Here is a 23,528-nt window from a genome sequence, read left to right on the forward strand (position 1 = left end):
TTTTGCCGCCTTCGACCCTATATAATCGGCATGACGGACACCCCTGAAAATACGGCGCCGAGCGCCAATGCCAACTTGCCCAATGCCAATGCTTATGGCGCCGATTCGATCAAGGTTCTCAAGGGCCTGGATGCAGTCCGCAAGCGCCCCGGCATGTATATCGGCGACACCGACGACGGGTCGGGACTGCACCACATGGTGTTCGAGGTGTCGGACAATGCGATCGATGAAGCGCTCGCGGGCCACTGCGACCTCGTCCTGATCACCCTCAACAGCGACGGATCGGTCAGCGTCGAGGACAATGGCCGGGGTATCCCGACCGGCATCCATGCCGAAGAAGGCATTTCGGCGGCCGAGGTCATCATGACCCAGCTCCACGCCGGCGGGAAGTTCGAGAACACCAGCGACGACAATGCGTACAAGGTGTCGGGCGGTCTGCACGGCGTCGGGGTCAGCGTCGTCAACGCGCTGTCCGAATGGCTCGAGCTGACGATCTGGCGCGACGGCGAAGAGCATTGGATGCGGTTCGAACATGGCGATTCGGTTGCGCCGCTCAAGGTCAACGGCCCCGCCCCTGCGGGCAAGAAGGGCACGCGCGTCACCTTTCAGGCATCGACCGAAACCTTCAAGAATGTCCTCGAGTTCGATTTCGAAAAGCTGGAACATCGCTACCGCGAACTCGCGTTTCTCAACTCCGGTGTCCGCATCAAGCTGGTCGATGCCCGCCACGCCGAGCATCAGTCCCACGATCTTTATTATGAGGGCGGCATCGGCGCCTTCGTCAAATATCTCGACCGCAACAAGAACGCATTGCTGCCCGATCCGATCGCGATCAGCAGCGAACGCGATGGCATCGGCATCGAGGTCGCGCTCGAATGGAACGACAGCTATTATGAAAATGTGCTGTGTTTCACCAACAACATCCCGCAGCGCGACGGCGGCACGCACCTTGCCGCATTCCGTGCCGCACTGACGCGCACGATCAACGGTTATGGCGACAAGTCGGGCATCCTCAAAAAGGAGAAGGTCAGCCTGACTGGCGATGACATGCGCGAAGGCTTGACCGCGATCGTGTCAGTCAAGCTGCCCGATCCCAAATTCTCTTCGCAGACCAAGGACAAGTTGGTCAGCAGCGAAGTGCGTCAGCCGCTCGAAAGCCTGATGGCCGACCGGATGACCGAATGGCTCGAGGAAAACCCTGCCTATGCCAAGGCGGTGATCCAGAAGGTCATCGACGCCGCCGCGGCGCGCGAAGCCGCGAAAAAGGCGCGCGAACTGACGCGGCGCAAGGGCGCGATGGACATCGCCTCGCTGCCCGGCAAACTCGCCGACTGCCAGGAACGCGACCCCGCCAAATGCGAATTGTTCCTGGTCGAGGGTGACTCGGCAGGCGGATCGGCCAAGCAGGGCCGCGACCGCAAGGTTCAGGCGATCCTGCCGCTGAAGGGCAAGATCCTGAACGTCGAGCGCGCGCGCTTCGACCGGATCATCTCGTCGAAGGAAGTCGGGACGCTGATCCAGGCGCTCGGGGCCGGGATCCGCGACGAATTCAATATCGAAAAGCTGCGCTATCACAAAATTGTGATCATGACCGACGCTGACGTCGACGGCGCGCATATCCGCACGCTGTTGCTCACTTTCTTCTATCGCCAGATGCCCGAGATCATCGAGGGCGGCTATCTCTACATCGCGCAGCCGCCGCTCTACAAAGTCGCCAAGGGGCGCAGCGAGGTTTACCTCAAGGACGACACTGCGCTTGAAAATTACCTCGTCGACGGCGGCATCGACGCGCTGATGCTCGAAACCACCGGGGGGGCGCGGTCGGGCAACGACTTGCGCGATCTGATCGACCATGGCCGCCGCCTGCGCGCGCTGATGCGCTATGTCCCGCGCGGGCATAATTACGAACTGGTCGAGGCGTTGGCGCTCAACGGTGCGCTCGATCCGGCGCTCGACAGCGCCGGGCGTGCCGCCGCGGGCGTGCGCGCCGCCGAATGGCTCAACGCCGCCGAACGCGCGCTGACCGGCGGGATCGAAGCAAAATGGACGATCACCGCCAGCGACGGCGGCTATACGCTGGAGAAGCGCTGGCGCGGTGTCAGCGACCATCATGCGATCGACGCCGCCTTCCTGGCGAGCCAGGAAGGGCGCCGCTTGCACAAGCTGGCCGCCGAACAAGCCGAGACCTATGCCCACCCGGGCCGGTTGGTGAAGGGTAGCAGCGCCGCGGCGATGGCCGCCGACGCCGCCGCGCTGGCGGCGGCCGAGGCCGCGGACGACGATGCCGAAGCGAGCGACAGCGACCTGCCCACCGCGAGCGTTGGCAAGGTTACCCCGATCACGCGGCCGTCCGAACTGCTTGAGGCGATCTTCGCGCACAGCCGCAAGGGGCTCGCGATCAGCCGCTACAAGGGACTGGGCGAAATGAATGCCGAGCAATTGTGGGAAACCACGCTTGATCCATCGAACCGCTCGCTGCTGCGCGTCGAGGCCGAACAGGCCGACATCGCGCACGAAATCTTTGAGCGACTGATGGGCGACGAAGTCGAACCGCGGCGCGAATTCATCCAGACTAACGCACTGTCGGTGGCGAATCTGGACGTATGATTTCGATTGGTTCCGCTCAAACGGTACCGATTCCAACCTCCGGACGCAAATAGACGTCAGTCCAACGCGCGGTGGCTTGCGTTGGTAAGCCACCGCTGCTTTTGGCGCTCCTTCGATAAGGGGATGATGTCATGCGGGTCTTTTCAGCGATGCTGATGCCGCTTGTGCTCACGGTTTCGGCCGCAGCGCAGGACGTAGAAGTTTCCGATCAGGCCATTGCCGCGATGGTCCAGGAAGCCGAAATCGGCAGCGGAGTCGCGAGCTATTACGGCCGCGAACTCGCTGGCAACCGCACCGCCAATGGCGAGCGTTTCGATCCCGACGAATTGACCGCCGCGCACCGCACCCTCGCCTTTGGCAGCAAGGTGCGCGTCACCAACACAGCCACCGGCGACAGCGTGATCGTCCGCATCAACGACCGCGGCCCTTTTCATCGCGGCCGGGTGATCGACGTCAGCCACGCTGCCGCGCGGGAAATCGGCATGCACCGCAGCGGCACCGCGCGGGTGAAGCTGGCGCTGCTGAACGACGATTGACGGGCGTAGAGTAAGGTCGGGTTGCGACCAATTGCAGTCATTGGCGGACAGTGGCACACGAGCCACATGTTATCGATAATTGCCGCCGCAGGAATTCTCTCAATGAGCTTGAATCAAGTTCCGATCGCGGCAGAGCGCCTAGCAAAAGAGGAGATGTCTGACGCTGAAATCGTCAGCGCCCTGAGGGACGCTGGAGACGTGCCCAATACCGTTCGAACGGTCAGCGTATATTTTGCTGGAGAGGATGGACCGATCAATCGGCTTAAAGGCGACGCAATTTCCTTAGGTTGGCGACTTGCTGATGTGAGTGACGCTAACGGCACACTCTATCTTTGGCTTGAACGAGAACAATCGACCACGCCAGAAGATTTGGCTCGTCTTCGGCAAGACACACTGAGGATGGAAGCTCATTACAAGGTGAAATATGACGGATGGGAAACATCGGTCGAAGCGGCAAACTACTGAACCGATCCCAACTTCGCGGCGCCCATTACGTTGTCCGCTCCCCACCCCAGTTCTGCCATTCATCCGCCGTTGGTCAATCGAACACCGACCATCCCGCCGCACAGGCGAAATGTTCGAGCGCGACGGCGCCCGCGAGCGAAGTCCCGGCCTCGTTAAGCCCCGGCGACCACACCGCGATCGATCCTTGCCCGGGGGCGATGCATAGTATGCCGCCGCCGACGCCGCTCTTGCCCGGCAGGCCGACGCGGAAGGCGAATTCGCCGCTGTTGTCGTAGTGGCCGCAGAGCATCATGATCGCGTTGATGCGGCGCGCGCGGTGCGCTTCGACGATCTGTTCGCCGGTGAGCGGATCGCAGCCTTCCATCGCCAGGAACAGCCCGGCACGCGCGAGCTGGCGGCAGCTCATCGCGATTGCGCATTGACGAAAATAGACGCCGACGACGGTTTCTACGGGGTGCCGCAAGTTACCGAACGCATCCATAAAATGGGCGAGGCTGCGGTTACGCGCGCCGGTTTCGGATTCGGAAAAAGCAACGTCGAAGTCGATTTCGACACGGTCATCGCCCGCGCGGGCGCAGATAAAATCGAGGATTTCTTCGGCGACCGCATCACCCTCGCGCCCGTCGATCAGCCGGTCGGTGGTTGCGATCGCACCCGCGTTGATCAGCGGGTTGCGCGGAATGCCCTGCTCGCTTTCGAGCTGGACGACCGAATTGAAGGCGCTCCCCGACGGCTCGCGACCGACGCTGGTCCACAGGTCGCTGCCGACGCGGCGCAGCGCGAGCGCGAGCGTGAATATCTTCGACACCGACTGGATCGAAAAGGCTTCATCCGCGTCGCCCGACGTGTGGACGGTGCCGTCTGGAAGGGCGAGCGCGAAACCGAGCTTGTTCGGATCGACCTTCGCCAGCGCCGGGATATAATCGGCGACGCGCCCTTGCCCCAGCTGCTCAGTCGCCAGCAGCATGGCCTCGTCGATATGATGGCGGAGGTTCTCGGTCATCCGCGATGCCTACCGCAGGAGCGCCGAACGGGAAAGGCTTGCCGCCGCCTCATCGCGGCCCCACGTTCTCCATATGAACCTCCCCGCCCCTTTTACCGACTGGTTCGCTGCGCGCGGGTGGCGGCTGCGGCGGCATCAGGCCGATATGCTCAGAGCTGGTGAGCGCGGCGAACATGCGTTGCTCGTCGCCGCGACCGGCGCTGGAAAGACGCTGTCGGGGTTTCTGCCGACGCTCGTGGACCTGACCGCGCACCCGACCGACCGGCTGCACACGCTCTACGTGTCACCGCTGAAGGCCTTGGCTGCCGATGTCGAACGCAATCTCCTCGGCCCGATCGCCGAGATGGGACTTCCCATCAGCGTCGAGAGCCGCAGCGGCGATACGTCGTCGGACAAGAAAGCGCGCCAACGCAGCCGGCCGCCGAACATATTGCTGACCACGCCCGAATCGCTGTCGCTGCTGATCTCCTATCCTGACAGTTTCTCGATGTTCGCCGACCTCAAGACGGTGGTGATCGACGAAATCCACGCCTTTGCGCCGGGCAAACGCGGCGACCTGCTCAGCCTTGCGCTGGCGCGGTTGCAGGCGATCGCGCCGGGCCTGCGCCGCGTCGGGCTGTCGGCGACGATCGCCGATACTACCGCGTACCGCGCGTGGCTGGCGCCCGACAGCGATGCTGGCAGCGTGACGCTGGTGGAGGGGGAAGCGGGCGCCGACCCCGACATCCAGATCCTGCTGCCCGAGGGCGCCGTGCCATGGGCGGGGCATTCGGGGCGTTATGCGGTGCATCAAGTGATGGCGGAGGTCGCCAAGAACCGCACCACGATCATCTTTTGTAACACTCGCGGGCTCGCGGAGCTGATCTTTCAGGAATTGTGGAAGGTCAACGACCTGTCGCTGCCGATCGCGATCCACCACGGCAGCCTCGACCGCGAGGCGCGCCAGCGCGCCGAAGCGGCGATGGCCGAAGGGCGATTGCGCGCGCTCGTCGCGACCTCCAGTCTCGACCTCGGACTCGACTGGGGCGACGTCGACTGCGTGATCCAGATGGGGGCGCCCAAGGGGTCCTCGCGGCTGCTCCAGCGCATCGGGCGCGCCAATCACCGGCTGGACGAGCCGAGTAAGGCGCTGATCGTCCCCGGCAATCGTTTCGAATATCTGGAGGCGCAGGCGGCCTTGGATGCAGTCAAGGCGGGCGAGCGCGACGCCGACCGCTTCCGCCCCGGCGCGCTCGACGTGCTGGCGCAGCATGTGATGGCGCTCGCCTGCGCGGCGCCGTTCCAGGAGGATGCGCTGCTGGCGGAGATCCGCTCGGCAGCGCCGTATCGCTGGGTTGATGCAACGCTCTTTTCCCGCCTGCTCGGCTTTGTCCGCGACGGCGGCTATGCGCTCAAAAGCTATGACCGCTTTCGCCGCCTTGCCCCCGACGGACAAGGCGGCTGGCGCATCGCACATCCCAGACTCGCCGCCCAGCACCGGCTCAACGCCGGGATTATCGTCGATGCGCCGACACTCGATGTGCGGTTCAAGAACGGGCGGCGGCTCGGCACGGTCGAGGAATATTTTGCGAGCACGTTAAGCCCCGGCGACACCTTTGCCTTTGCGGGGCTCAGCCTGGAGGTTGAGAGCATCCGCGACTCGGACGTCCTCGTTCGCGCCACGACGAAGCCGGCGCGCATTCCCTCCTATGTCGGCGCGCGCATGGCACTGTCGACGCGGCTCGCCGACCGGGTCCGCGGCTTCCTTGCCGATCCGACGAGTTGGGCACGCTTTCCCGCGGATGTCCGCTTCTGGCTCGAGATGCAGGCGCTCCGCTCGGTGTTGCCGCGCCCCGGCGAGCTGCTCGTCGAAACCTTCCCGCACGAGGGCAATCATTATCTCGTCGCCTATCCGTTCGAGGGGTGGAACGCGCACCAGTCGCTCGGCATGCTGATCACCAAAAGGATGGAGCGCGCCGGGTTGCAGCCGCTAGGCTTCGTCGCCTCCGATTATGCGCTGGCGATCTGGTCGCTGCGCCCGGTCGCCGACCCGGCCGCGCTGTTCGACGCGGCGATCCTTGAGGATGAATTTGTCGAATGGGTCGAGGGATCGCACCTGCTCAAGCGCGCCTTTCGCGAGGTGGCGGTGATCGGCGGGCTGATCGAGCGCCAGCACCCCGGCAAGCGCAAGACTGGCAAGCAGGTGACCTTTTCGACCGACCTGATCTTTGATGTGCTGCGCAAATATGAGCCCGACCATCTGCTGCTCGAAGCCGCCTGGGCCGATGCCCGCGAGCGGCTGACTGATGTTGCGCGGCTGGGCGACCTGCTCGACCGTGCGGCGGGGACGATGCTGCACCAGAAGTTGGAGCGCATCAGTCCGCTGGCGATCCCGGTGCTGGTGCTGATCGGGCGCGAAAGCGTCGCCGGCGCCGATGTCGATGATGCCCTGCTCGGCGAGCTGGCCGACAGCCTGGCCGATCAGGCGATGCGGCCGACGTAGCGGTGCCGTGCGGCGTTTCGCTTGCTGCCAGCCCGGATGAGGCGTAGATTACGCCCAAACATACAGAGGATGCCCGCGATGACCCACCTTTTCAGGCGGTCGATGTTCTGGACGGCACTACTCGCCGCGCCGGTGCTGATCGGCGCCAGCCAGACTCCCCCCGCGCCGCCCGCCGTCGCCGTTCCATCGGACGGCAATCTGGCCGACGTCCTTGTCGAACCCGGCACGGCCAGCGAGATCGTCCCGTTCATTCAGCCGTTTGACCTTGATGCGACGCGGCGGATGTCGGTGCAGGTCATGGTCGGCGGCAAAGGCCCGTTTGCTTTCCTCGTCGATACCGGCGCCGAACGGACCGTAATCGCACGCGAGCTCGCCGCACGGCTCGAGCTGGTCGAAGGTGCCAAGCTGCGGCTCGCGACGATCGGCGGGTCGGCGACGGTGCCCAGTTTCCGCGTTGCCGCGCTGCAAATGTCGAACCTGCACCTGGCGTCGGTCGAGGCGCCCGCCTTTCACGGTCGTCATATCGGCGCTGCCGGGCTGATCGGCGTCGACATGCTCGAAGAACGCCGGGTGCTGATCGATTTCCGCAACGAAAGGATGCAAATCCTGGAAACGCGCCGCCGCGCGCCGTCGCTGATCAAGGATGATGACGCAATCGTCGTCACCGCGCGCAATTCGGCCGGCCGGCTGATTCTGTCGGACGCGCGGCTGCACGGCAAACGCATCGACGTCATCGTCGACACCGGCGCGCAGACCAGCGTCGGCAACATGGCGTTGCAAAGACTGGTCGCGGCCCGGCGCGCTAACCGGCTGCCGTTTTCCGCGACCGAGTTGACCGCAGTGACGGGCGAGGATGTTCCCGCCTTGCGCACCGCGATCAAGCGCATCGTCATCAACGGGCTGGACATCAACGACCTGCCGGTCAGCTTTGCCGACAGTCAGGCGTTCCGTGTGCTGGGGCTCCACGACCGCCCCGCGCTGTTGCTCGGGATGGACAGCCTGTCGTTGTTCGACCGGGTGGAGATCGATTTCCCCAACCGGCGCGTCGTGTTCGACCTGCCCGACGGGGCGAACCGCCAGACTGGGCAGCGCTTTGCCGCGCACATGGTGCTGCCCGGCAGCTAGCGCGCTTGCGGGCTATCAGCAGCATTGCCATAGCGGCGCCATGTCCGCCGCCGCGCCCTTTGCCTATGCTGGCCAGTCTTTTCAGATGCTGCCCGACCGCGCGCTGTTCTGGCCGCGCCACGGCGCGCTGATCGTCGCCGACCTGCATCTGGAAAAGGCGAGCTGGTATGCGGCGCTGGGCCAGCCGCTGCCGCCCTATGACAGCCATGATACGCTCGACCGGCTCGCGCGGCTCGCCGCAGCAACCGGCGCGCGCGCGATCTGGTGCCTTGGCGACAGTTTCCACGACCGCGATGCTGCCAACCGCATTGTTCCCGCGATCGCCGCGCGCCTGCGCGGGCAGGCCGCCGCGACGCGGCTGCTGTGGATCGCGGGCAATCATGACGGGCTGACCGGCGGCGCGTGGGGTGGCGAGATCGCTGACGAGCATGTCGTCGACGGCATCGTCTTTCGGCACCAAAGTCTGGCTCACGAAACCCGGCCCGAAGTGTCGGGGCATTTCCACCCCAAGCTGCGGCTGAATGTCCGCGGCCGCCATGTGTCGCGCCCCTGCTTTGCGGGCAATGAACAGCGACTGATTCTGCCCGCCTTTGGCAGTCTGACCGGCGGAATCACCGCCACCGACCCGGTGATTGCCGAAAATTTCGCTGGACCCTACCAGGCGATGCTGGTGGTGCGCGGGCGCCGACTTTGCTTTCCCTGCCCTGGCGGCGTGCGCGATGACGCTACGGCAAGCCGCACCCTTGGCGCCAGCTAGCCGCTAAGCTTCACCGAACGCGCGCTTTTTGGCTGTGGCCGAAATGCATCACCCGACGAAAAACGACGCAAATACGGGCCTTCCGCTGGATCGAGCACGCAATTGAGTTATGTTCCGAAGGCAACAAAAATAATTAAAAGTTGAGAGGAGTGCCCGACATGAAATCATCTTCCCTTTGTGCTGCCCGATTTATGCGCACCACCGCGCTTGGTGTTTCAATCGCCATGGCGGTCGTCGCGATGCCCGCTTTCGCGCAAGACGCGACCGCTGACGAAGTCGTCGACGACAGCGACAACACCCCGATCATCGTCACCGCGCAGGGCCGTTCGCAGCTCCTGTCCGACGTGCCGGTCGCCATCTCGGCGGTGAACGCCGAAACGCTTCAGAACAGCGGCGCCAACGACATCCGCCAGCTCAACCAGATCGCGCCGTCGCTGCTCGTCTCGTCGACCGGCTCGGAAGCCAATGGTTCGGCGCGTATCCGCGGCATCGGTACCGTCGGCGATAACCCCGGCCTCGAAAGTTCGGTCCCCGTGTTCATCGACGGGGTTTATCGTTCGCGTTCGGGCATCGGCCTCAACGAACTGGGCGAGATCGACCGCGTCGAAGTGCAGCGCGGCCCGCAGGGCACCCTCGGCGGCCGTAACTCGTCGGCTGGCCTGATCAGCATCTATTCGAAAAAGCCCGAGTTCAACTTCGGCGCGAATGGCGAAATCACCTATGGCAATTATAATTTCTGGCGTCTTGCCGGCAGCGTCACCGGCCCGATCGGTGACACGCTGGCGGCGCGCCTCGACGGGGTGTGGGTCAAGCGCGACGGTTTTTACCGCGACACAACGAACAATACCGACGTCAACGACCGCGACCGTTATTTCCTGCGCGGCCAGTTGCTGTTCGAACCGACCGATGCGCTGTCGATCCGCCTGATCGCCGATTATACCTATCGCGACGAGAAATGCTGCGCCGCGACCTATGTCGACAACAGCGTCAATCCGTTCATCGGTAATCTGAACAACCCGTCGACGCCGCTCACGCCGTTGCAGGCCAATGGCAACAACATCATCAACGTACTGCGCGATCTTGGCCAGCCGCTGTCGGCGTTCGGCCAGGGCTATGGCCGCGCAATTTCAGTCAGCCCGGGGCGCAGCTTCGCTGGCGAGACCAAGGACTACGGCATTTCGGGTCAGATCGATTATGATTTCGGCGGCGCGACACTGACCTCGATCACCGGTTATCGCCAATATCGTTCGAGCCAGGCGTCGGACACCGACTATGGTTCGGTCGATATCCTGTATCGCGCGCCGAGCGACGATGCGTATCGCCAGTTCCACACCTTCACCCAGGAACTGCGCCTGCAGGGCGAAGCCTTTGACGGCACGCTCGACTGGCTCGTGGGCGGCTTCTACGCCAATGAAAAGCTGACGGTGCGCGACAATCTGCGCTTCGGTAGCCAGTATGGCCGCTTCGCCACGTGCCGCATCATCTCGGGTGGTGGCCTTGCCGGTCTCTACTCGCCGACCTCACCCGGCTGTCTCGCCGCACGTCCGGCCGCATTTGGCGCAGCGTCGCCGGCGATCTACGCAGCGTTCGACGTGCTCGACAGCATCAACGACCGCGGCACGACCAACGATCGCTATTTTCAGGAAGGCACCAACTGGGCGCTGTTCACGCACAATATCGTGCACATCACCGATCGCCTCGATCTCACGCTGGGGCTGCGCTATACTAACGACAAGAAAAAGTTCAACGCAACCTTCGGCAACGACAACACTGGTTGTACCACGGTGCAGGGACTTGTCGGCGGCTTTACCGGCGTTCCGGCGCTGGCGGCCGTATCGCAAGGCCTGATCGGTCTGTCCTGCCAGGGCAATTCGACCGCCGAGCTCAATGGCGTATCGATCAACGACGATCGCAGTGAAGACGAATGGACCGGTACGGCGATCCTGTCGTACAAGCCGACCGACGACCTGCTGCTCTATGGCAGCTTCGCGCGTGGCTACAAAGCGGGCGGGTTCAACCTCGACCGCTCGGCGCTCAAACCGCCGGTTGTTTCTTTCGCCTCACTTGGCGGCGCACAGGCGCTGGTGAGCAATCTGCAGTTCGATCCCGAACTGGTCGACAGCTATGAAATTGGCGCAAAATATTCGACAGGCCCGTTCAGCCTGAGCGTGTCGGCGTTCCGATCGGATTTCAGCAATTTCCAGCTGAACACCTTTAACGGTACGGTGTTTCTGGTTGCGACGGTCAATGGTTGCGACAATCTCATCGGCGGACCCGATGCCGATACCGACCTGAGCAACGCAACGGGCACCTGCGCGGCCGACGACGTTGGCTATGGCGTGCGCACCCAAGGTTTCGAACTCGAAGCCCAGCTTGTTCCAGCACGCAACTTCCGCATGGCCGCCGGCCTGACCTACGCGCGTACCAAATTCCGTGGCGATCTGGTGGGCAACAAAAACGGCTTGGCGCTTGATCCAGCACTGCGCAAGCTGCCCGGCGACAATCTGTCGAACGCGCCCGAACTGGTCGCCACCGGCAGCGTGACGTGGACGCCGGACATCGGTAGCAGCGGCCTCTCCGGCCTCGTCTATATCGATGGTCGCATGACCAGCGACTATAACACCGGGTCCGACCTGTTCCCGCAGAAGTCGCAGGATGGTTATGCACTGTTCAACGCACGCGTCGGGGTGCGCGGCCCCGACGAGAAATGGGGCGTCGAGCTGTGGGCGCAGAATATCTTCAACAAGAACTATGCGCAGGTCGCGTTCAACTCGCCGTTCCAGGCGGGGACAACGTCGGCACCGTTCACCGACCCGCAGTATCCCGGCGGCCGCCAGATTTTCTCGCAGTTCCTGGCTGAACCCAGGACCTATGGCGTGACGCTGCGCGGCAAATTCTGACCGCTAGCGATCCTTAGAATATTGAGGGCGGGGCCCGCGGCCCCGCCCTCTTTTTTTGTCCGCGGCACTGCCGCCGGAGTCAACCTGTCACCTCTGACGAGCTGTGGGGCCAGAATCTTTTCAACAAGCGCCATTACCCGATCGGCCCCGACATGCCGTTGCAGGGCGGCGGCACCTTCCGCGCCGTCGCGGCGCCCGCGGCGAGCGGACTCGGCGGCGCTGCCAACCAGTTATTCGTCGGTTTCCCCGGCGAACCGCGCACCTATGGTGTGACGCTGCGCGGCCAGTTCTGATCCGACCTCTTGCCCTCCCCCATGCGGGTAGGGCGTAGGGAGGGCCTGCCGCAGCCGGGCACTGTTGCGTCAGGCCCTTTCCTTTGGCGCTACCGCGCGCGCGCCGCCTGATGCGCGATGTCGGTCATCAGCTTGCGGAACAGCACCCCGCCCGGTGTGCCCGATGATTTGAGCGCGCGTTCGCAATCGATCAGGCGGCTCATCAACCGTGCGACACGCACCGAATCCCAGATGCGCAGCTGCGCAGTCACGGCATCGCGTTCCTTCCAGAAAATGCCGCTGGTGCGCGCTGCGACGACGGTTGCCGGATGCGCCCCGGCATCGACCTCGGCGCGCAACCGCGCGAGCGCCAGCGCGCGGATCGCCAGCGCGCGGATGATACGGATTTCGGCGACGCCGACCGCCGTCGCCTTCGCCAGCATCGCAGGCATTTCGTGCACCTTGCCGCCCAGCGCGACATTGATGCACTCGCTGACGTCTTCCTCATGCGTCGCGGCGCCCAGCGCGGCGATGTCGGCGGCGGTGACCTGGCGCTGGCGATCGGCGGCGGCGTCGAGATACAGCGCCATCTTCTCGATCTCGCGTCGCATCAGCGCTTGATCGCCCGACACCAGGTCGATCAGCAGCTGCGCGTCGGCATTGGCGAGCCGCAGCCCCTGTTCTGCGGCGGCGCTCATCGCGATACCGACCAGCGCGCGGCGGTCGGGCTGGTAACAGATCGCGGCGACGGCATGGTTCGACCCTTCGACCAGCTTGACCAGTTTCGACTTGGCGGTGACCGACGCGCCGGTCGCGATCACCGGGTTGATGACGGTGTCGGCGGCGAGCAGTGCCTCGACCGCGGGTACGCTGTCGTCGCCGCTGCCGGTGAGTTCGAGGCGGATGATCCGCGCCGGTGAAAACAGCGACATCGACGCGGCTTCGGCGGCGAGCAGCGAGGGATCCTGCGCGAGCTGCGATCCCGACAGGTCGAGCCGCTCGGCCTCCTTGCCCGCGAGCCCGACCAGATAATTCGCAACCGCGGCCATCGTCGCCTCATCGGGACCGGTCAGCAGGATTAAGCGGAGCGCGGGGTCGAGGCGCGACTGACGTTCGAGGTCGGCGGGCTTGACCGTCTTCATCGCCGGCTACGGAGTCGGCGCGGGCGTCGTCGCTGGCGCCTCGGTAGCAGTCCGGCCGCCGCCGCGATCAGCGAACACTGCGAGCCGCGTGACGATCTGGTCCGAAATCCCCGACGCCAGCCGTTCGAGCGCCGATGATTCGGCGGCGATCGTTGCATATTCGCTGCCGACGACGTCGATCCCGGCGTCCTGCGCCGCGGTCGCGTCGAGCAGCACTTCGCCCGAAGCGGCATCGACGAGCTGATAGCGGGCGCGAAGGGTGCGGCGTTCGCGCGTCACCGCATCATCGGCGCGGACGCCAAAGCCGGTGATCGAATCCTCGAGCCGCACATCGAGACGGAGGCGTTTGCCGGCACCCTGCCCGCCCTGCGTTGCCTGCAACCGGTCGCGCAGCGCGTTGCGGACGAGCCAGCCGCTATGCCCCTCGATCGGCGCGACGCTGACATCGGCGAGCACCGTCGCCACCGCGCCGCGGCTACCGTTCGCGTAGAGCGGACGCAGCCCGCAGCCGCCGACCAGCAGCGAGGCAGCAACGAGCGAGGAGATAAGGAGGTTACGCATGCTCAGAGGATGCCCCCAAATCCCGTTTGTGTCGAGCGAAGTCGAGACACGCTGACGGCGTGCAAGACCCATGGGCGTCTTGACTTCGCTCGACGCCAACGGAGATGGGGATGTTCGCCGGCAAGATCATGTCAGGGCACGATGTTGACGAGTCGGTCGGGCACTACAATCACCTTCTTCGGCGTCGCACCGCCGAGCAGTTCGGCAATGCGCGGGCGCGCGAGCGCCGCGGCTTCGACCATGTCCTTGTCGAGCCCCTTGGCGAGCGTCATCGTATCGCGCAACTTGCCCGCCATCTGGATCGCAATCGTCACCTCGTCATCGATCAACAGGGCGGGATCGGCGGTCGGCCATGCCGCATCGGCAACAAGCTTCGTTGCGCGCAACTGCGCCGGAAGCGCCGCCCACGCCTCTTCGGCAAGGTGCGGCATCATCGGCGCGACGAGGCGGATCAGCGTCAGGCACGCTTCGGCGCGGGTCGCTGACGGTTTGGCCTTTTCGATGTCGTTGGCGAGCGCATGAATTTTGGCGACCGCCTTGTTGAAGCCGAGCGCTTCGATGTCGGCACCGACCCCGGCGATCGCCTGGTGCAGCTTGCGCGCGAGCGCTTTGTCTTCACCGCCGTCGCCGACATTTTCGGTGTCGCCGAACAAGCGCCACAGCCGCTGGACGAACCGCCACGCGCCCTCGATCCCCGCCTCGCTCCACGGCAGATCGCGCTCGGGCGGGCTGTCGGAGAGCATGAACCAGCGCGCAGCGTCGGCGCCATATTGGTCAAGGATCGCGTCGGGATCGACGACATTCTTTTTCGACTTCGACATCTTGATCACACGGCCGACCTGCACCGGAGCGGCATCGGCGGTGAGCGTCGCGCCGTCGGCGCTGCGCTCGATCTCGTCTGGGGTGAAGTATAGCGGCGGCAGGCCTTCGCCCTGCTCGCGACTGTACGTCTCGTGCGTCACCATCCCCTGTGTGAACAGGCTCGCAAAGGGTTCGACGATGTCGATCATCCCCATCTTGTTGAGCGCGCGCGTCCAGAATCGCGCGTAGAGCAGGTGAAGGATCGCATGTTCGACGCCGCCGATATACTGGTCGACGGGCAGCCAGCGGCGGATCACCTCGGGATCGAACGGCCGGTCGCTCGGCGAACTGGCGAAGCGCAGGAAATACCAGGACGAATCGACAAAGGTGTCGAGCGTGTCGGTTTCGCGCATCGCGTCGCCGTCGCACGACGGGCAGCGGACATGCTTCCAGGTCGGGTGACGGTCGAGCGGGTTGCCGGGGATCGAGAAATCGACATCGTCGGGCAGGACGACGGGGAGCTGGTCCTTCGGCACCGGCACCGTGCCGCAGGCGTGGCAGTGAATGAACGGGATCGGCGTACCCCAATAACGCTGGCGCGAGACGCCCCAGTCGCGCAGGCGCCACACGGTGGTGCCCTTGCCCCACCCTTCATGCTCGGCGCGCGACACGATCGCAGCCTTCGCCTCGTCGATCGTCATCCCGTCGAGGAAGCGGCTGTTCACCAGCTTGCCGGGGCCGGTATAGGCCTCGTCACCGGTGAAATGCTGCGCGGTCTCGTCGCCATCGGCGATCACGCGGTGGACGGGCAGTTCATATTTGCGCGCAAAGTCGAGGTCGCGCTGGTCGTGCGCCGGGCAGCCGAAGATCGCGCCAGTGCCATAGTCCATCAGCACATAGTTCACGACCCAGACGGGCAGGTGCAGCGCCGGATCGAGCGGATGCTCGACGGTCAGACCGGTGTCAAAGCCGAGCTTCTCGCCGGTCTCCAGCTGTTCGGCCGACGTGCCTTGCCGGCGGCAATCGGCGATGAATTCGGCAAGCTCGGGCGCGTCGGCGGCGAGGCGCTCGGCGAGCGGATGGTCGGGCGAAATCGCGGCGAAGCTGGCGCCGTAGAGCGTGTCAGGGCGCGTCGTGAAGACGTCGAAACCGGCGGCGCCGCCGACGAGCTTGAACGAAAACTCCAGCCCCTGCGATTTGCCGATCCAGTTTTCCTGCATCAGCCGTACCTTGTCGGGCCAGCTGTCGAGACCGCCCAGGCCTTCGAGCAATTCGTCGGCGAAGTCGGTGATCCTGAGGAACCACTGCGACAGCTTTTTCTTCTCGACCAGTGCGCCCGAGCGCCAGCCGCGGCCGTCGATCACCTGCTCGTTGGCGAGCACGGTCATGTCGACCGGATCCCAATTGACGTAGCTTTCCTTGCGCGTCACCAGCCCCGCGGCGAACAGGTCGAGGAACAGCGCCTGTTCCTGCCCATAATAATCGGGATCACAGGTCGCGAGTTCGCGGCTCCAGTCGATCGCAAGGCCGAGGCGTTTCAGCTGGCCGCGCATCGCGGCGATATTGTCGCGTGTCCAGCCGCCAGGGTGAACGCCCTTTTCCATCGCGGCATTTTCGGCTGGCATCCCGAACGCGTCCCAGCCCATCGGGTGGAGGACGTCGTGCCCGGTCATCTTCTTGAACCGCGCGAGCACGTCGCCCATCGCGTAGTTGCGGACATGCCCCATATGGATGCGCCCCGACGGATAGGGGAACATCTCAAGGATATAGGCCTTGGGCTTGTCGGCCCCATCCGAGTTCTTGGAGTCGGTGGTGGCAAAGCTGTTCGCTGCCTCCCACGCCGCTTGCCAGCGGGCGTCGGCGGCGAGAGCGCCAAAGCGCGGTTCGCGGGTCATTCGTCGGTTACCCCGTTTGTCTGTGTGTCGGCGCGAACCCGCGCCGCCGGATTAGTCCTAGAAGGCGCTGCGGCGCAGGTCGCGGGCGCGGGTGAGGATGATTTCCTCAAGCTTTTGCACCGTTGCCGCCTGCACCGGTGCGTCGACCCAAGCGGCGCCCTGCGCGACTTGGCGCGAGGCCGCGACGCGGAGCGCGTCGGCGCGCAGATCGCGGTCGAGGATCGATACCGTCACCTTGATCCGCTCACCCGGGTTGCCCGGGTTTGCATACCAGTCGGTGATGATGACGCCGCCCGACGAATCGGCCTGAAGCAGCGGCATGAACGACAGGGCATCGAGCGAAGCGCGCCACAAATAGCTGTTCACGCCGATCGTCGTCACCTGGCTGGCGGCGAGGTCGGCGCGCGGCCGGTCCTTGCTGGCGCAAGCCGAAAGCCCGAGCGCCGCGAGCCCGAGCAGCGCGAACGCGACCGGACGACGACCGCGCGAAGCAAGGACGGAAAGCTGGGACATGCCGAAAACACCTTATCTTTTTGGGCGCTGCCGGATCGCAAGACCCGCGCGGCGCAGAACGATATTGCCAGCGTCTCTATCGCCCTTGCCGCCGCCCCGCAAGCGCGGCAATTTCGCCGCTGCCGCGGTTCAGATTCTGGTCAGATTCGGGGACGACTGTGGTGATCGCGCAACAATTTCACCCAAAAGCGGTTCTGCTGTAATAATTTGCTGGGATTCTCTGGCAAAATCGTCACAGGAGGCCTATCTCCTGAATCAGTTGGGGTTGGAGTCGCAGGGTTATGACGCGGAAGCCGCGGCATTTTTGGAAGGGCAGTCTCACCGCTTTGGCGGTGGTTTCGCTCGCCTTGCCGCCAGCACTCGCCGCGATGTCGCGCTCGGAGCGCATTCGCGATACCGCTTTGTCCGAGACGCTGCTGGGCCAGTTCACACCGGCATCGGGCGATCCGCGCCTGATCGCGCGCTACGCCAAAATGTCGGCCGAACAGCGCCGCAGCTTCAGCTTTACCCCTGCGCTTACCGATGACAGCCGCAAGAACCGCGCGATCACCGTGGTGATTCGCGCCCGCGACGACGCATCGAGCGCCGCGCGCACGTCGGCGTTGGCAGCGGGCCGCACCGCGCCGATCGCGATCACCCCGGTCGCTTATAATCTGGGCGCGTCGGTCGGGATCGAAAGATTCGTCACGCCCACGTTGCCGCGCGGCACCGACTTGCGCAACCTGCCGGTCGCCAAGGCGCCCGAACAGGCCGAAAAGAAGTCGCGCTTTGCAACGCGCATGATCAGCCGCCCCGCCGACCCGAGCGGCGCGACCGACCGGATCACCGCACCGGGCGACACCACCGCAGTCGATGTCGTCAGCAGCTATCGCCTGACCAAGAATATCGATGTCACCGCCGGGGTCCGCTATCGCAGCGACGACCGTGTCGAGCCGCTGACCGATGCCCGCCGCGACAGCCAGGCGGTTTATGTCGGAACTGCCTTCCGCTTTTAACGCGGTCGGCGTTTCGGCGCTGCTTTCTCCCAAGCATCAATCGCCGCCCAGGCTGGTTTGATACCGCTCGCCCCACGGTTGAGTTGACGCGCGCGCGCCGCCGTCATTCCGCCGAGTGCGACCCCTTGCGCTTGCGTCATTCGCGCCAGCCGCAGCCACGCAGCCGGACCGAGCGCCTCAGCTCGCGGATGCGAGCGGGTCCGATAGAGCGGTGAAATGAAGGCGCCGTCAGCTTTGGCACGGCGGGCGCGGCGGGCTTCGCGCGCGTCGTGCACCGGCATCGTGACGATCAGGCCCAGCCGGTGCGCCTGCGCGGCGCGGCGGGCGTCGTGCTGGCGGAGGTAAACGCCATCGGCGCCCCACCGCCGCGCCACGTCGGGCGTACCGGCGAGCACTATCGTCAAGCCGCGTGCCCGCGCCGCGCGCATCAGCCGTCGCAACAGGCGCCAGCGCGCGCTGGGGGCGAGGCTGTCATGGCGCAGGACGATCCCGCTGCCGGGTGGCAGCAGCGCCGCCAGCTGGGCGATTCCGACGATCAGCCGTTCGTCGCTGAATAGCCATTGCGGCGGCAGGGGCTGGCGTCGGATCATCGCCCTTCCTATAGGCGCGTCGCAGGCGCACGCAACGCGCCGGGATGGGAAGATGATGAGCGACGCGGCGGACAGACTGAACGAAGTACAGGCAAAGATCGCCGAATCAGCAACGCGCGCCCAGCGACGTGCCGACGACATCTGCCTGATCGCGGTGTCGAAAACACATGATGCGGCAGCAATCCGCCTGCTGATCGCCGCAGGCCAGCGCCATTTCGGCGAGAATCGGGTGCAGGAAGCCGCCGCGAAATGGCCCGAACTGCGCGGCGAAGCGCCGAACGTAACGCTTCATCTGATCGGCCGGCTGCAATCGAACAAGGCCGACGAAGCCGTGGCGCTGTTCGACGCGATCCATTCGGTCGATCGCTCGTCGCTCGTGCAGGCGCTGGCAAAGGCCAGCGAAAAGGCGGGCAGGCAGCCGCAGTTGTTCGTCCAGGTCAATATCGGCGACGAGGAACAAAAGGGCGGTTGCAAGGTTGCCGACCTTCCCGCGTTGCTGGCCGAAGCGAAGGACGCCGGGCTGATAATCAGCGGCCTCATGGCGATCCCCCCCGCCGACATCGAACCCGCGCCGTTCTTCGCGCTACTCGACGAACTGGCCGAGCGGAACGGCCTGGCAGGGCGCTCAATAGGGATGAGCGGCGATTACGAAACCGCGGTGATGCTGGGCGCGACGCATGTACGCGTCGGGACGGCGCTGTTTGGGGTGCGGGATGTGGCCAACGGCTAACGACCAAACCAACCGTCACCCCCGCGAAGGCGGGGGCCGCTGTCGGTCTACGCGGGAATAGAATCAAAAGCCGCTGGCGGCCTCCGCCTTCGAGGAGGCGACGATAGGGGCGAATGTCCACCCCCCATCAAATACCGCCTGTCCAACCTTTATTGATACTCCACCGTCACCGGAATCCGCCCGCGGTAGTCGCCGTCGTCGGCGCCCGCGATCTGCAGGCGGCCGCCAAAGCGGAATTGCAGGCGGCCGTCGGGGCCGAGCCGCGGAGCGGCGGACAGGTCGGTGATCAGGCCGGTGACGCGCGCGGTGCGGCCGTGACCGCCCTCGAGATCGACGCTGGTGGGCAGGATAACGCGCACTTCGGCACCCGGCGCCCCGCGCACCGTGACGGTACCAGAGAGCGCAAAGCCGCCGAGGTCGACGACATCGCCGCTGAGGCGGCGCGCGCCCGAGACCGGATCGACCGCAACCTCGCCGCCCATCGCGCCGACCGCGATGCGGCCCATGTCGAGCCGGGTTTCGACCACGACGCGCAGCGGCACCTCGGCCTCGCGCGCCGCCGCGCTGGTCAGCTTGTCGGGGGCGCAGAGCTGGCACTGCGCCGCCGCAGCGGGCGCGGTGGCGAAAGTCAGCACACAGGCAAGGAAAAGGCGCCGTTTCACAGCCGAACGCATAGCTGCACCATGGTTAACCCCGCGTAAAACGCCCGCACCGCTAATCGCTGGCTAGTTTTGCGCTTTTCGGCCACATGTGCGCGATGCAGACACCCCTGCCGTCCCCCCGGCTGAACGCGCTCGCCACCGCTGTGCCGGGCCATGATATCCATCAGGCCTTTATCGATTGGGCGACCCCGCGACTGGCCGACGAACGTGTGCGCGCGATCTTTTCGCGGATGACCGCGCGGTCGGGGATCGAGCATCGCTGGTCGGTGCTGCCCCCCACAGCGGCGGGCGGATCGCCGGTTGCGACGGGCGGATTCTACGACGTTCCGGGCCTGCCACCGACATCGGCCCGGATGCACGCCTATGCCGATCATGCCCCCGAGCTCGCGATGCAGGCGATTGCCGCGCTCGGCGATGCGTTTGACCCGGCGCGGATCACCCATATTGTCGTCGCCAGCTGCACCGGCTTTGTCGCGCCGGGGATCGACCAGATCCTCGCGCGGCGGCTGGGGCTGGCGGCGACCGTCGAGCGGGTGCTGATCGGCTTCATGGGCTGTTACGCTGGGGTCACCGCGCTGCGCACCGCACGGCATATCGTGCGATCGGAGCCGCAATCGGTCGTTCTGGTGGTCAGCGTCGAGCTGTCGACGCTCCACCTGCAGCTTGAAGACGCCCCCGAGCCCCTGCTCGCGATGCTCCAGTTCAGCGACGGCGCCGCGGCGGCGATTGTATCGACAGATCGCATTGGGTTCGAGCTGGGCGACGGGGCAAGTCTGGCGCTGGAGGACAGCGCCGATCTGATCCGCTGGGACATCGGCGACACCGGCTTTGCGATGCAATTGTCGGGCGAAGTGCCGGGACGGCTCCGGGATGCCTTGTCGTCCCCCGCGGTCCGAAACCAGTTGTTTGGCGCCGGGGATCCACCGCCGCTGCTCGCCGTCCATGCCGGGGGGCGCTCGGTGCTCGATGCGGTCGAGCATGCACTCGACGTTCCGCCCCAGACGCTTGCCGACAGCCGCGCAGTGCTCGCGCGCTTTGGCAATATGTCATCGGCGACGATCCTGTTCGTACTCGCCGACATGATGGCGCGCGAAGCGACGGGGGAGGGGCTGGCAATCGCCTTCGGCCCCGGCCTCGCCGCCGAAGCGATCCGCTTCACCGCGGCATGAACCCCCTCACGAGTCTTCGCGCGCCGATCGACGCCGAGGAGGAGATGGACGCAGCAGAGCTGGCGCCCGCGCGTTATGCCAAAGTGCTCGCCGACCTGTCGCGGATCAACGCGCTGACGCTGGCGGCGCGCCCAACGCTCGGTTTCCTGGACCGCGTAGCTGCCCGCGGGGTCGGCGACCGGCCGTGGCGGATCCTCGATGTGGGCTTCGGCAGCGGCGACATGCTGGCGCGGATCGCCCGATGGGGGACAAAGCGCGGCGTCACGCTCGACCTGGTCGGGATCGATCTTAACCCGAAAAGCGCGCCGGTGGCCCACGCACGGCTCGGCGGGCGGGCGCAGCTAATGACCGGCGACTATCGCGATCTGGCGGGACAGGGGTGGGACATCATCCTCTCCAGCCTCGTCACCCATCATATGACGGTGGCCCAGCGCACCGAATTCCTGCGCTTCATGGATGCCGAGAGCGCGCGCGGCTGGCTGGTGAACGACCTCCACCGTCAGCGCCTGCCTTTTGCCGGCTATCCGCTCCTCGCGACGCTGGCGCTGGTCGATCCGATCGTCCGCCGCGACGGCCAACTGTCGGTCGGACGCAGCTTTCGCCGCGCCGAATGGCAGGCGATGCTGGCTGCGGTACTTCCCGAAACCGCGATCCACGCGCGCGTCTTTCGTAGCTTTCCGTATCGGCTCTGCGTCGAGCGCATCCGGTGACCGACGCGATCGTCATCGGCGCCGGACCGGCCGGAACCGCCGCGGCGATCGGGCTGGCGCGCGCGGGTGCTAAGGTGCTGCTGCTCGAGCGGTCGCGCGAAACCGGCGACACGCTGTGCGGCGGGTTTCTGAGCTGGCAGTCGCTGGCGCGGCTCGACGCGCTGGGCATCGATCGCGCGGCGCTGGGCGGGCAGCAGGTCGGCCGAGTGCGACTGTTTGCCGGATCGCGCCGCAGCGAGACCAGCCTGCCGCAAGCGGCGATGGGGGTGTCGCGCCGCCGTCTCGACTCAGTGCTGCAGGCGGCGGCAGTCGCGGCGGGAGCTGAATTGCAGCGCGGGGTGCATGCGACAACGATCGACGGCCAAACCGTCCAGACGCGCGATGGCGCAACGCTCGCTGCACCCGCGCTCTTCCTCGCCGCGGGCAAGCATGGCTTTCGCGGCCAGCCGCGCGAAGTGGCGCCCTGGCAACAGCACGACCCGGTGATGGGCTTGCGGCTGCGACTGCCACACCACGCCGCGCTCGACCGCCTGATCGGCGATGCGGTCGAGCTCCACCTGTTTGACCGCGGCTATGCCGGGCTGGTGCAGCAGGAGGACGGCAGCGCGAACCTGTGCCTCGCCACCCACAAATCGCGGCTCGACGAAGCGGGGGGCGACCCCGGGGCGCTGCTGCGCGCGCTCGGCGCCGCGCATCCGATGCTCGGCGAGCGACTGGCCTATGCCGACTGGTCGTGCGGGATCGATGCAATCGGCCATGTCCCCTATGGCTGGCGCACCGCCGACACCGAACCGGGCCTGTTCCGCCTCGGCGATCAGGCGGGGGTTATCCCCAGCCTTGCGGGCGAGGGCATGGGGCTGGCGCTCGCCAGCGGCGACGCGGCGGCGGCGGCGTGGCGTCACGGCGGTGCAGGCGCCGCGCCCGTCTTCCAGCACCAGCTGGCGGCGCGCATGGCGCGGCCTTTTGCCATCGCCAACGTCGTCTGGCGCGCAGGCGAGAATCCCCGCACCGCGGGCGTATTGACGGCACTCTCTTCCTCGTTCCCGTCGCTCGTCCGTTGGATGTCACAAGCGACGCGGATCGCGGCCGGTTGACCGCGCCCCCCTTGCAGCGGCGCGATTTCGATCCGATATTGGCGGCAAAGCAGGCGCCGCCGCACATCGACCTGCGCCCAAGGAGACATCCATCATGACCGACCCGAACACCGCCAAGCCGCTCGACCCGATGGCGCACCATGTGCTGCGCGAAGGCGGCACCGAGCGCGCCTTCACTGGCAAATATACCGATCACAAGGGCGACGGCATGTACCGCTGCGCCGGGTGCGGCGAGCCGCTGTTCGACAGCCGCACCAAATATGACAGCGGCTCGGGCTGGCCGAGCTACACTGCGCCTGCCGAGGGCGGTGCGGTCAAGGAATTGACCGATACCAGCCACGGCATGGTCCGCACCGAAGTGCGCTGTGCGAAGTGCGAAGGCCACCTTGGCCATGTCTTCCCCGATGGCCCCGGACCGACCGGGCTGCGCTATTGTATCAACAGCGCGGCGCTTGACTTCGCGGGTCGCGCACCGGATGACGCCAACACCGACGCAGGCTGAACTGCCGTCGTCGAGGG

21 protein-coding genes are annotated in these 23,528 nt (G+C 65.6%); 14 read left to right on the plus strand and 7 right to left on the minus strand.

Features of this window, described 5'->3' with window-relative positions; genetic code table 11:
* Positions 1-30 precede the first annotated feature (30 nt).
* The 3 genes from gyrB (at position 31) to CDQ92_RS02230 (ending at position 3,608) form a co-directional block, all read left to right on the plus strand.
* Positions 31-2,607 (plus strand): DNA topoisomerase (ATP-hydrolyzing) subunit B, encoded by a 2,577-nt coding sequence (gyrB, locus tag CDQ92_RS02220; protein ID WP_088439678.1) that lies wholly within the window; start codon positions 31-33, stop codon positions 2,605-2,607.
* 131 nt (positions 2,608-2,738) lie between these two features.
* Complete coding sequence (locus CDQ92_RS02225; RefSeq protein ID WP_088439680.1) at positions 2,739-3,143, plus strand: septal ring lytic transglycosylase RlpA family protein; 405 nt, start codon at positions 2,739-2,741, stop codon at positions 3,141-3,143.
* A gap of 66 nt (positions 3,144-3,209) precedes the next feature.
* Positions 3,210-3,608 (plus strand): ribonuclease E inhibitor RraB, encoded by a 399-nt coding sequence (locus tag CDQ92_RS02230; protein WP_088439682.1) that lies wholly within the window; start codon positions 3,210-3,212, stop codon positions 3,606-3,608.
* A gap of 73 nt (positions 3,609-3,681) precedes the next feature.
* Here the strand turns inward: CDQ92_RS02230 and CDQ92_RS02235 are convergent, their stop codons facing one another.
* Positions 3,682-4,611 carry a glutaminase gene (locus CDQ92_RS02235; RefSeq protein ID WP_188682435.1) on the minus strand — a complete coding sequence of 310 codons (930 nt, stop codon included), beginning with the start codon at positions 4,609-4,611 and terminating at the stop codon, positions 3,682-3,684.
* Between the two features lie 73 nt (positions 4,612-4,684).
* On the opposite strand from CDQ92_RS02235, the gene CDQ92_RS02240 reads away from it, so the two are divergent.
* From CDQ92_RS02240 to CDQ92_RS21045, 5 genes are all read left to right on the plus strand, one after another.
* Complete coding sequence (locus CDQ92_RS02240; RefSeq protein ID WP_088439684.1) at positions 4,685-7,093, plus strand: ligase-associated DNA damage response DEXH box helicase; 2,409 nt, start codon at positions 4,685-4,687, stop codon at positions 7,091-7,093.
* 78 nt (positions 7,094-7,171) lie between these two features.
* The gene (locus CDQ92_RS02245; protein WP_088440527.1) at positions 7,172-8,218 is read left to right on the plus strand and encodes a retroviral-like aspartic protease family protein; all 1,047 of its coding nucleotides are present in this window, start codon (positions 7,172-7,174) and stop codon (positions 8,216-8,218) included.
* A 40-nt stretch (positions 8,219-8,258) separates the two neighbouring features.
* Entirely contained in the window at positions 8,259-8,975 is a 717-nt protein-coding gene (gene pdeM, locus CDQ92_RS02250; RefSeq protein WP_088439686.1) for a ligase-associated DNA damage response endonuclease PdeM, read from the plus strand.
* Between the two features lie 158 nt (positions 8,976-9,133).
* On the plus strand, positions 9,134-11,875 hold the full coding sequence (locus tag CDQ92_RS02255; RefSeq protein ID WP_188682437.1) for a TonB-dependent receptor: 2,742 nt from the start codon (positions 9,134-9,136) through the stop codon (positions 11,873-11,875).
* A gap of 152 nt (positions 11,876-12,027) precedes the next feature.
* Complete coding sequence (locus CDQ92_RS21045; protein ID WP_158213755.1) at positions 12,028-12,168, plus strand: hypothetical protein; 141 nt, start codon at positions 12,028-12,030, stop codon at positions 12,166-12,168.
* An 89-nt stretch (positions 12,169-12,257) separates the two neighbouring features.
* Here CDQ92_RS21045 and holA read toward each other — a convergent pair whose 3' ends face one another.
* From holA to CDQ92_RS02275, 4 genes are all read right to left on the minus strand, one after another.
* Complete coding sequence (gene holA / locus CDQ92_RS02260; protein WP_088439690.1) at positions 12,258-13,289, minus strand: DNA polymerase III subunit delta; 1,032 nt, start codon at positions 13,287-13,289, stop codon at positions 12,258-12,260.
* Positions 13,290-13,295: 6 nt separating this feature from the next.
* Entirely contained in the window at positions 13,296-13,850 is a 555-nt protein-coding gene (gene lptE / locus CDQ92_RS02265; protein ID WP_088439692.1) for an LPS assembly lipoprotein LptE, read from the minus strand.
* A gap of 131 nt (positions 13,851-13,981) precedes the next feature.
* Positions 13,982-16,546 carry a leucine--tRNA ligase gene (gene leuS, locus CDQ92_RS02270; RefSeq protein ID WP_088439694.1) on the minus strand — a complete coding sequence of 855 codons (2,565 nt, stop codon included), beginning with the start codon at positions 16,544-16,546 and terminating at the stop codon, positions 13,982-13,984.
* A gap of 57 nt (positions 16,547-16,603) precedes the next feature.
* Positions 16,604-17,059, minus strand: coding sequence for a DUF3576 domain-containing protein (locus CDQ92_RS02275; protein WP_088439696.1), 456 nt, complete (start codon positions 17,057-17,059; stop codon positions 16,604-16,606).
* 281 nt (positions 17,060-17,340) lie between these two features.
* Here CDQ92_RS02275 and CDQ92_RS02280 point away from each other — a divergent pair, with 281 nt between their 5' ends.
* Positions 17,341-18,054 carry a hypothetical protein gene (locus CDQ92_RS02280; RefSeq protein WP_088439698.1) on the plus strand — a complete coding sequence of 238 codons (714 nt, stop codon included), beginning with the start codon at positions 17,341-17,343 and terminating at the stop codon, positions 18,052-18,054.
* On the opposite strand, the gene CDQ92_RS02285 is transcribed toward CDQ92_RS02280, so the two are convergent.
* A complete protein-coding gene (locus CDQ92_RS02285) occupies positions 18,051-18,644 on the minus strand; it encodes a thiamine phosphate synthase (RefSeq protein ID WP_088439700.1) in 594 nt (197 codons plus the stop codon). The two genes, CDQ92_RS02280 and CDQ92_RS02285, sit on opposite strands and share 4 nt — an antisense overlap.
* Before the next feature lie 55 nt (positions 18,645-18,699).
* On the opposite strand from CDQ92_RS02285, the gene CDQ92_RS02290 reads away from it, so the two are divergent.
* Positions 18,700-19,374, plus strand: a complete 675-nt coding sequence (locus CDQ92_RS02290; RefSeq protein ID WP_088440528.1) for a YggS family pyridoxal phosphate-dependent enzyme — start codon at positions 18,700-18,702, stop codon at positions 19,372-19,374.
* 149 nt (positions 19,375-19,523) lie between these two features.
* On the opposite strand, the gene CDQ92_RS02295 is transcribed toward CDQ92_RS02290, so the two are convergent.
* Positions 19,524-20,036, minus strand: a complete 513-nt coding sequence (locus tag CDQ92_RS02295; protein WP_088440529.1) for a DUF4402 domain-containing protein — start codon at positions 20,034-20,036, stop codon at positions 19,524-19,526.
* Between the two features lie 86 nt (positions 20,037-20,122).
* Here CDQ92_RS02295 and CDQ92_RS02300 point away from each other — a divergent pair, with 86 nt between their 5' ends.
* The 4 genes from CDQ92_RS02300 to msrB all read left to right on the plus strand — a co-directional run bounded on the left by CDQ92_RS02300 (position 20,123) and on the right by msrB (position 23,511).
* Positions 20,123-21,205, plus strand: a complete 1,083-nt coding sequence (locus tag CDQ92_RS02300; protein WP_088439702.1) for a type III polyketide synthase — start codon at positions 20,123-20,125, stop codon at positions 21,203-21,205.
* The gene (locus CDQ92_RS02305; protein WP_229667574.1) at positions 21,202-21,915 is read left to right on the plus strand and encodes a methyltransferase domain-containing protein; all 714 of its coding nucleotides are present in this window, start codon (positions 21,202-21,204) and stop codon (positions 21,913-21,915) included. The genes CDQ92_RS02300 and CDQ92_RS02305 overlap by 4 nt, the downstream gene beginning before the upstream one ends.
* Positions 21,912-23,009 carry an FAD-dependent monooxygenase gene (locus tag CDQ92_RS02310; RefSeq protein WP_088439704.1) on the plus strand — a complete coding sequence of 366 codons (1,098 nt, stop codon included), beginning with the start codon at positions 21,912-21,914 and terminating at the stop codon, positions 23,007-23,009. Before CDQ92_RS02305 ends, CDQ92_RS02310 begins: the two co-directional genes overlap by 4 nt.
* Before the next feature lie 94 nt (positions 23,010-23,103).
* Positions 23,104-23,511, plus strand: a complete 408-nt coding sequence (gene msrB, locus CDQ92_RS02315) for a peptide-methionine (R)-S-oxide reductase MsrB (RefSeq protein WP_088439706.1) — start codon at positions 23,104-23,106, stop codon at positions 23,509-23,511.
* The last annotated feature ends 17 nt before the right edge of the window (positions 23,512-23,528 follow it).

This window comes from Sphingopyxis bauzanensis, from assembly GCF_002205675.1.
In the GTDB taxonomy this organism is placed as follows: Bacteria; Pseudomonadota; Alphaproteobacteria; order Sphingomonadales; family Sphingomonadaceae; genus Sphingopyxis; species Sphingopyxis bauzanensis.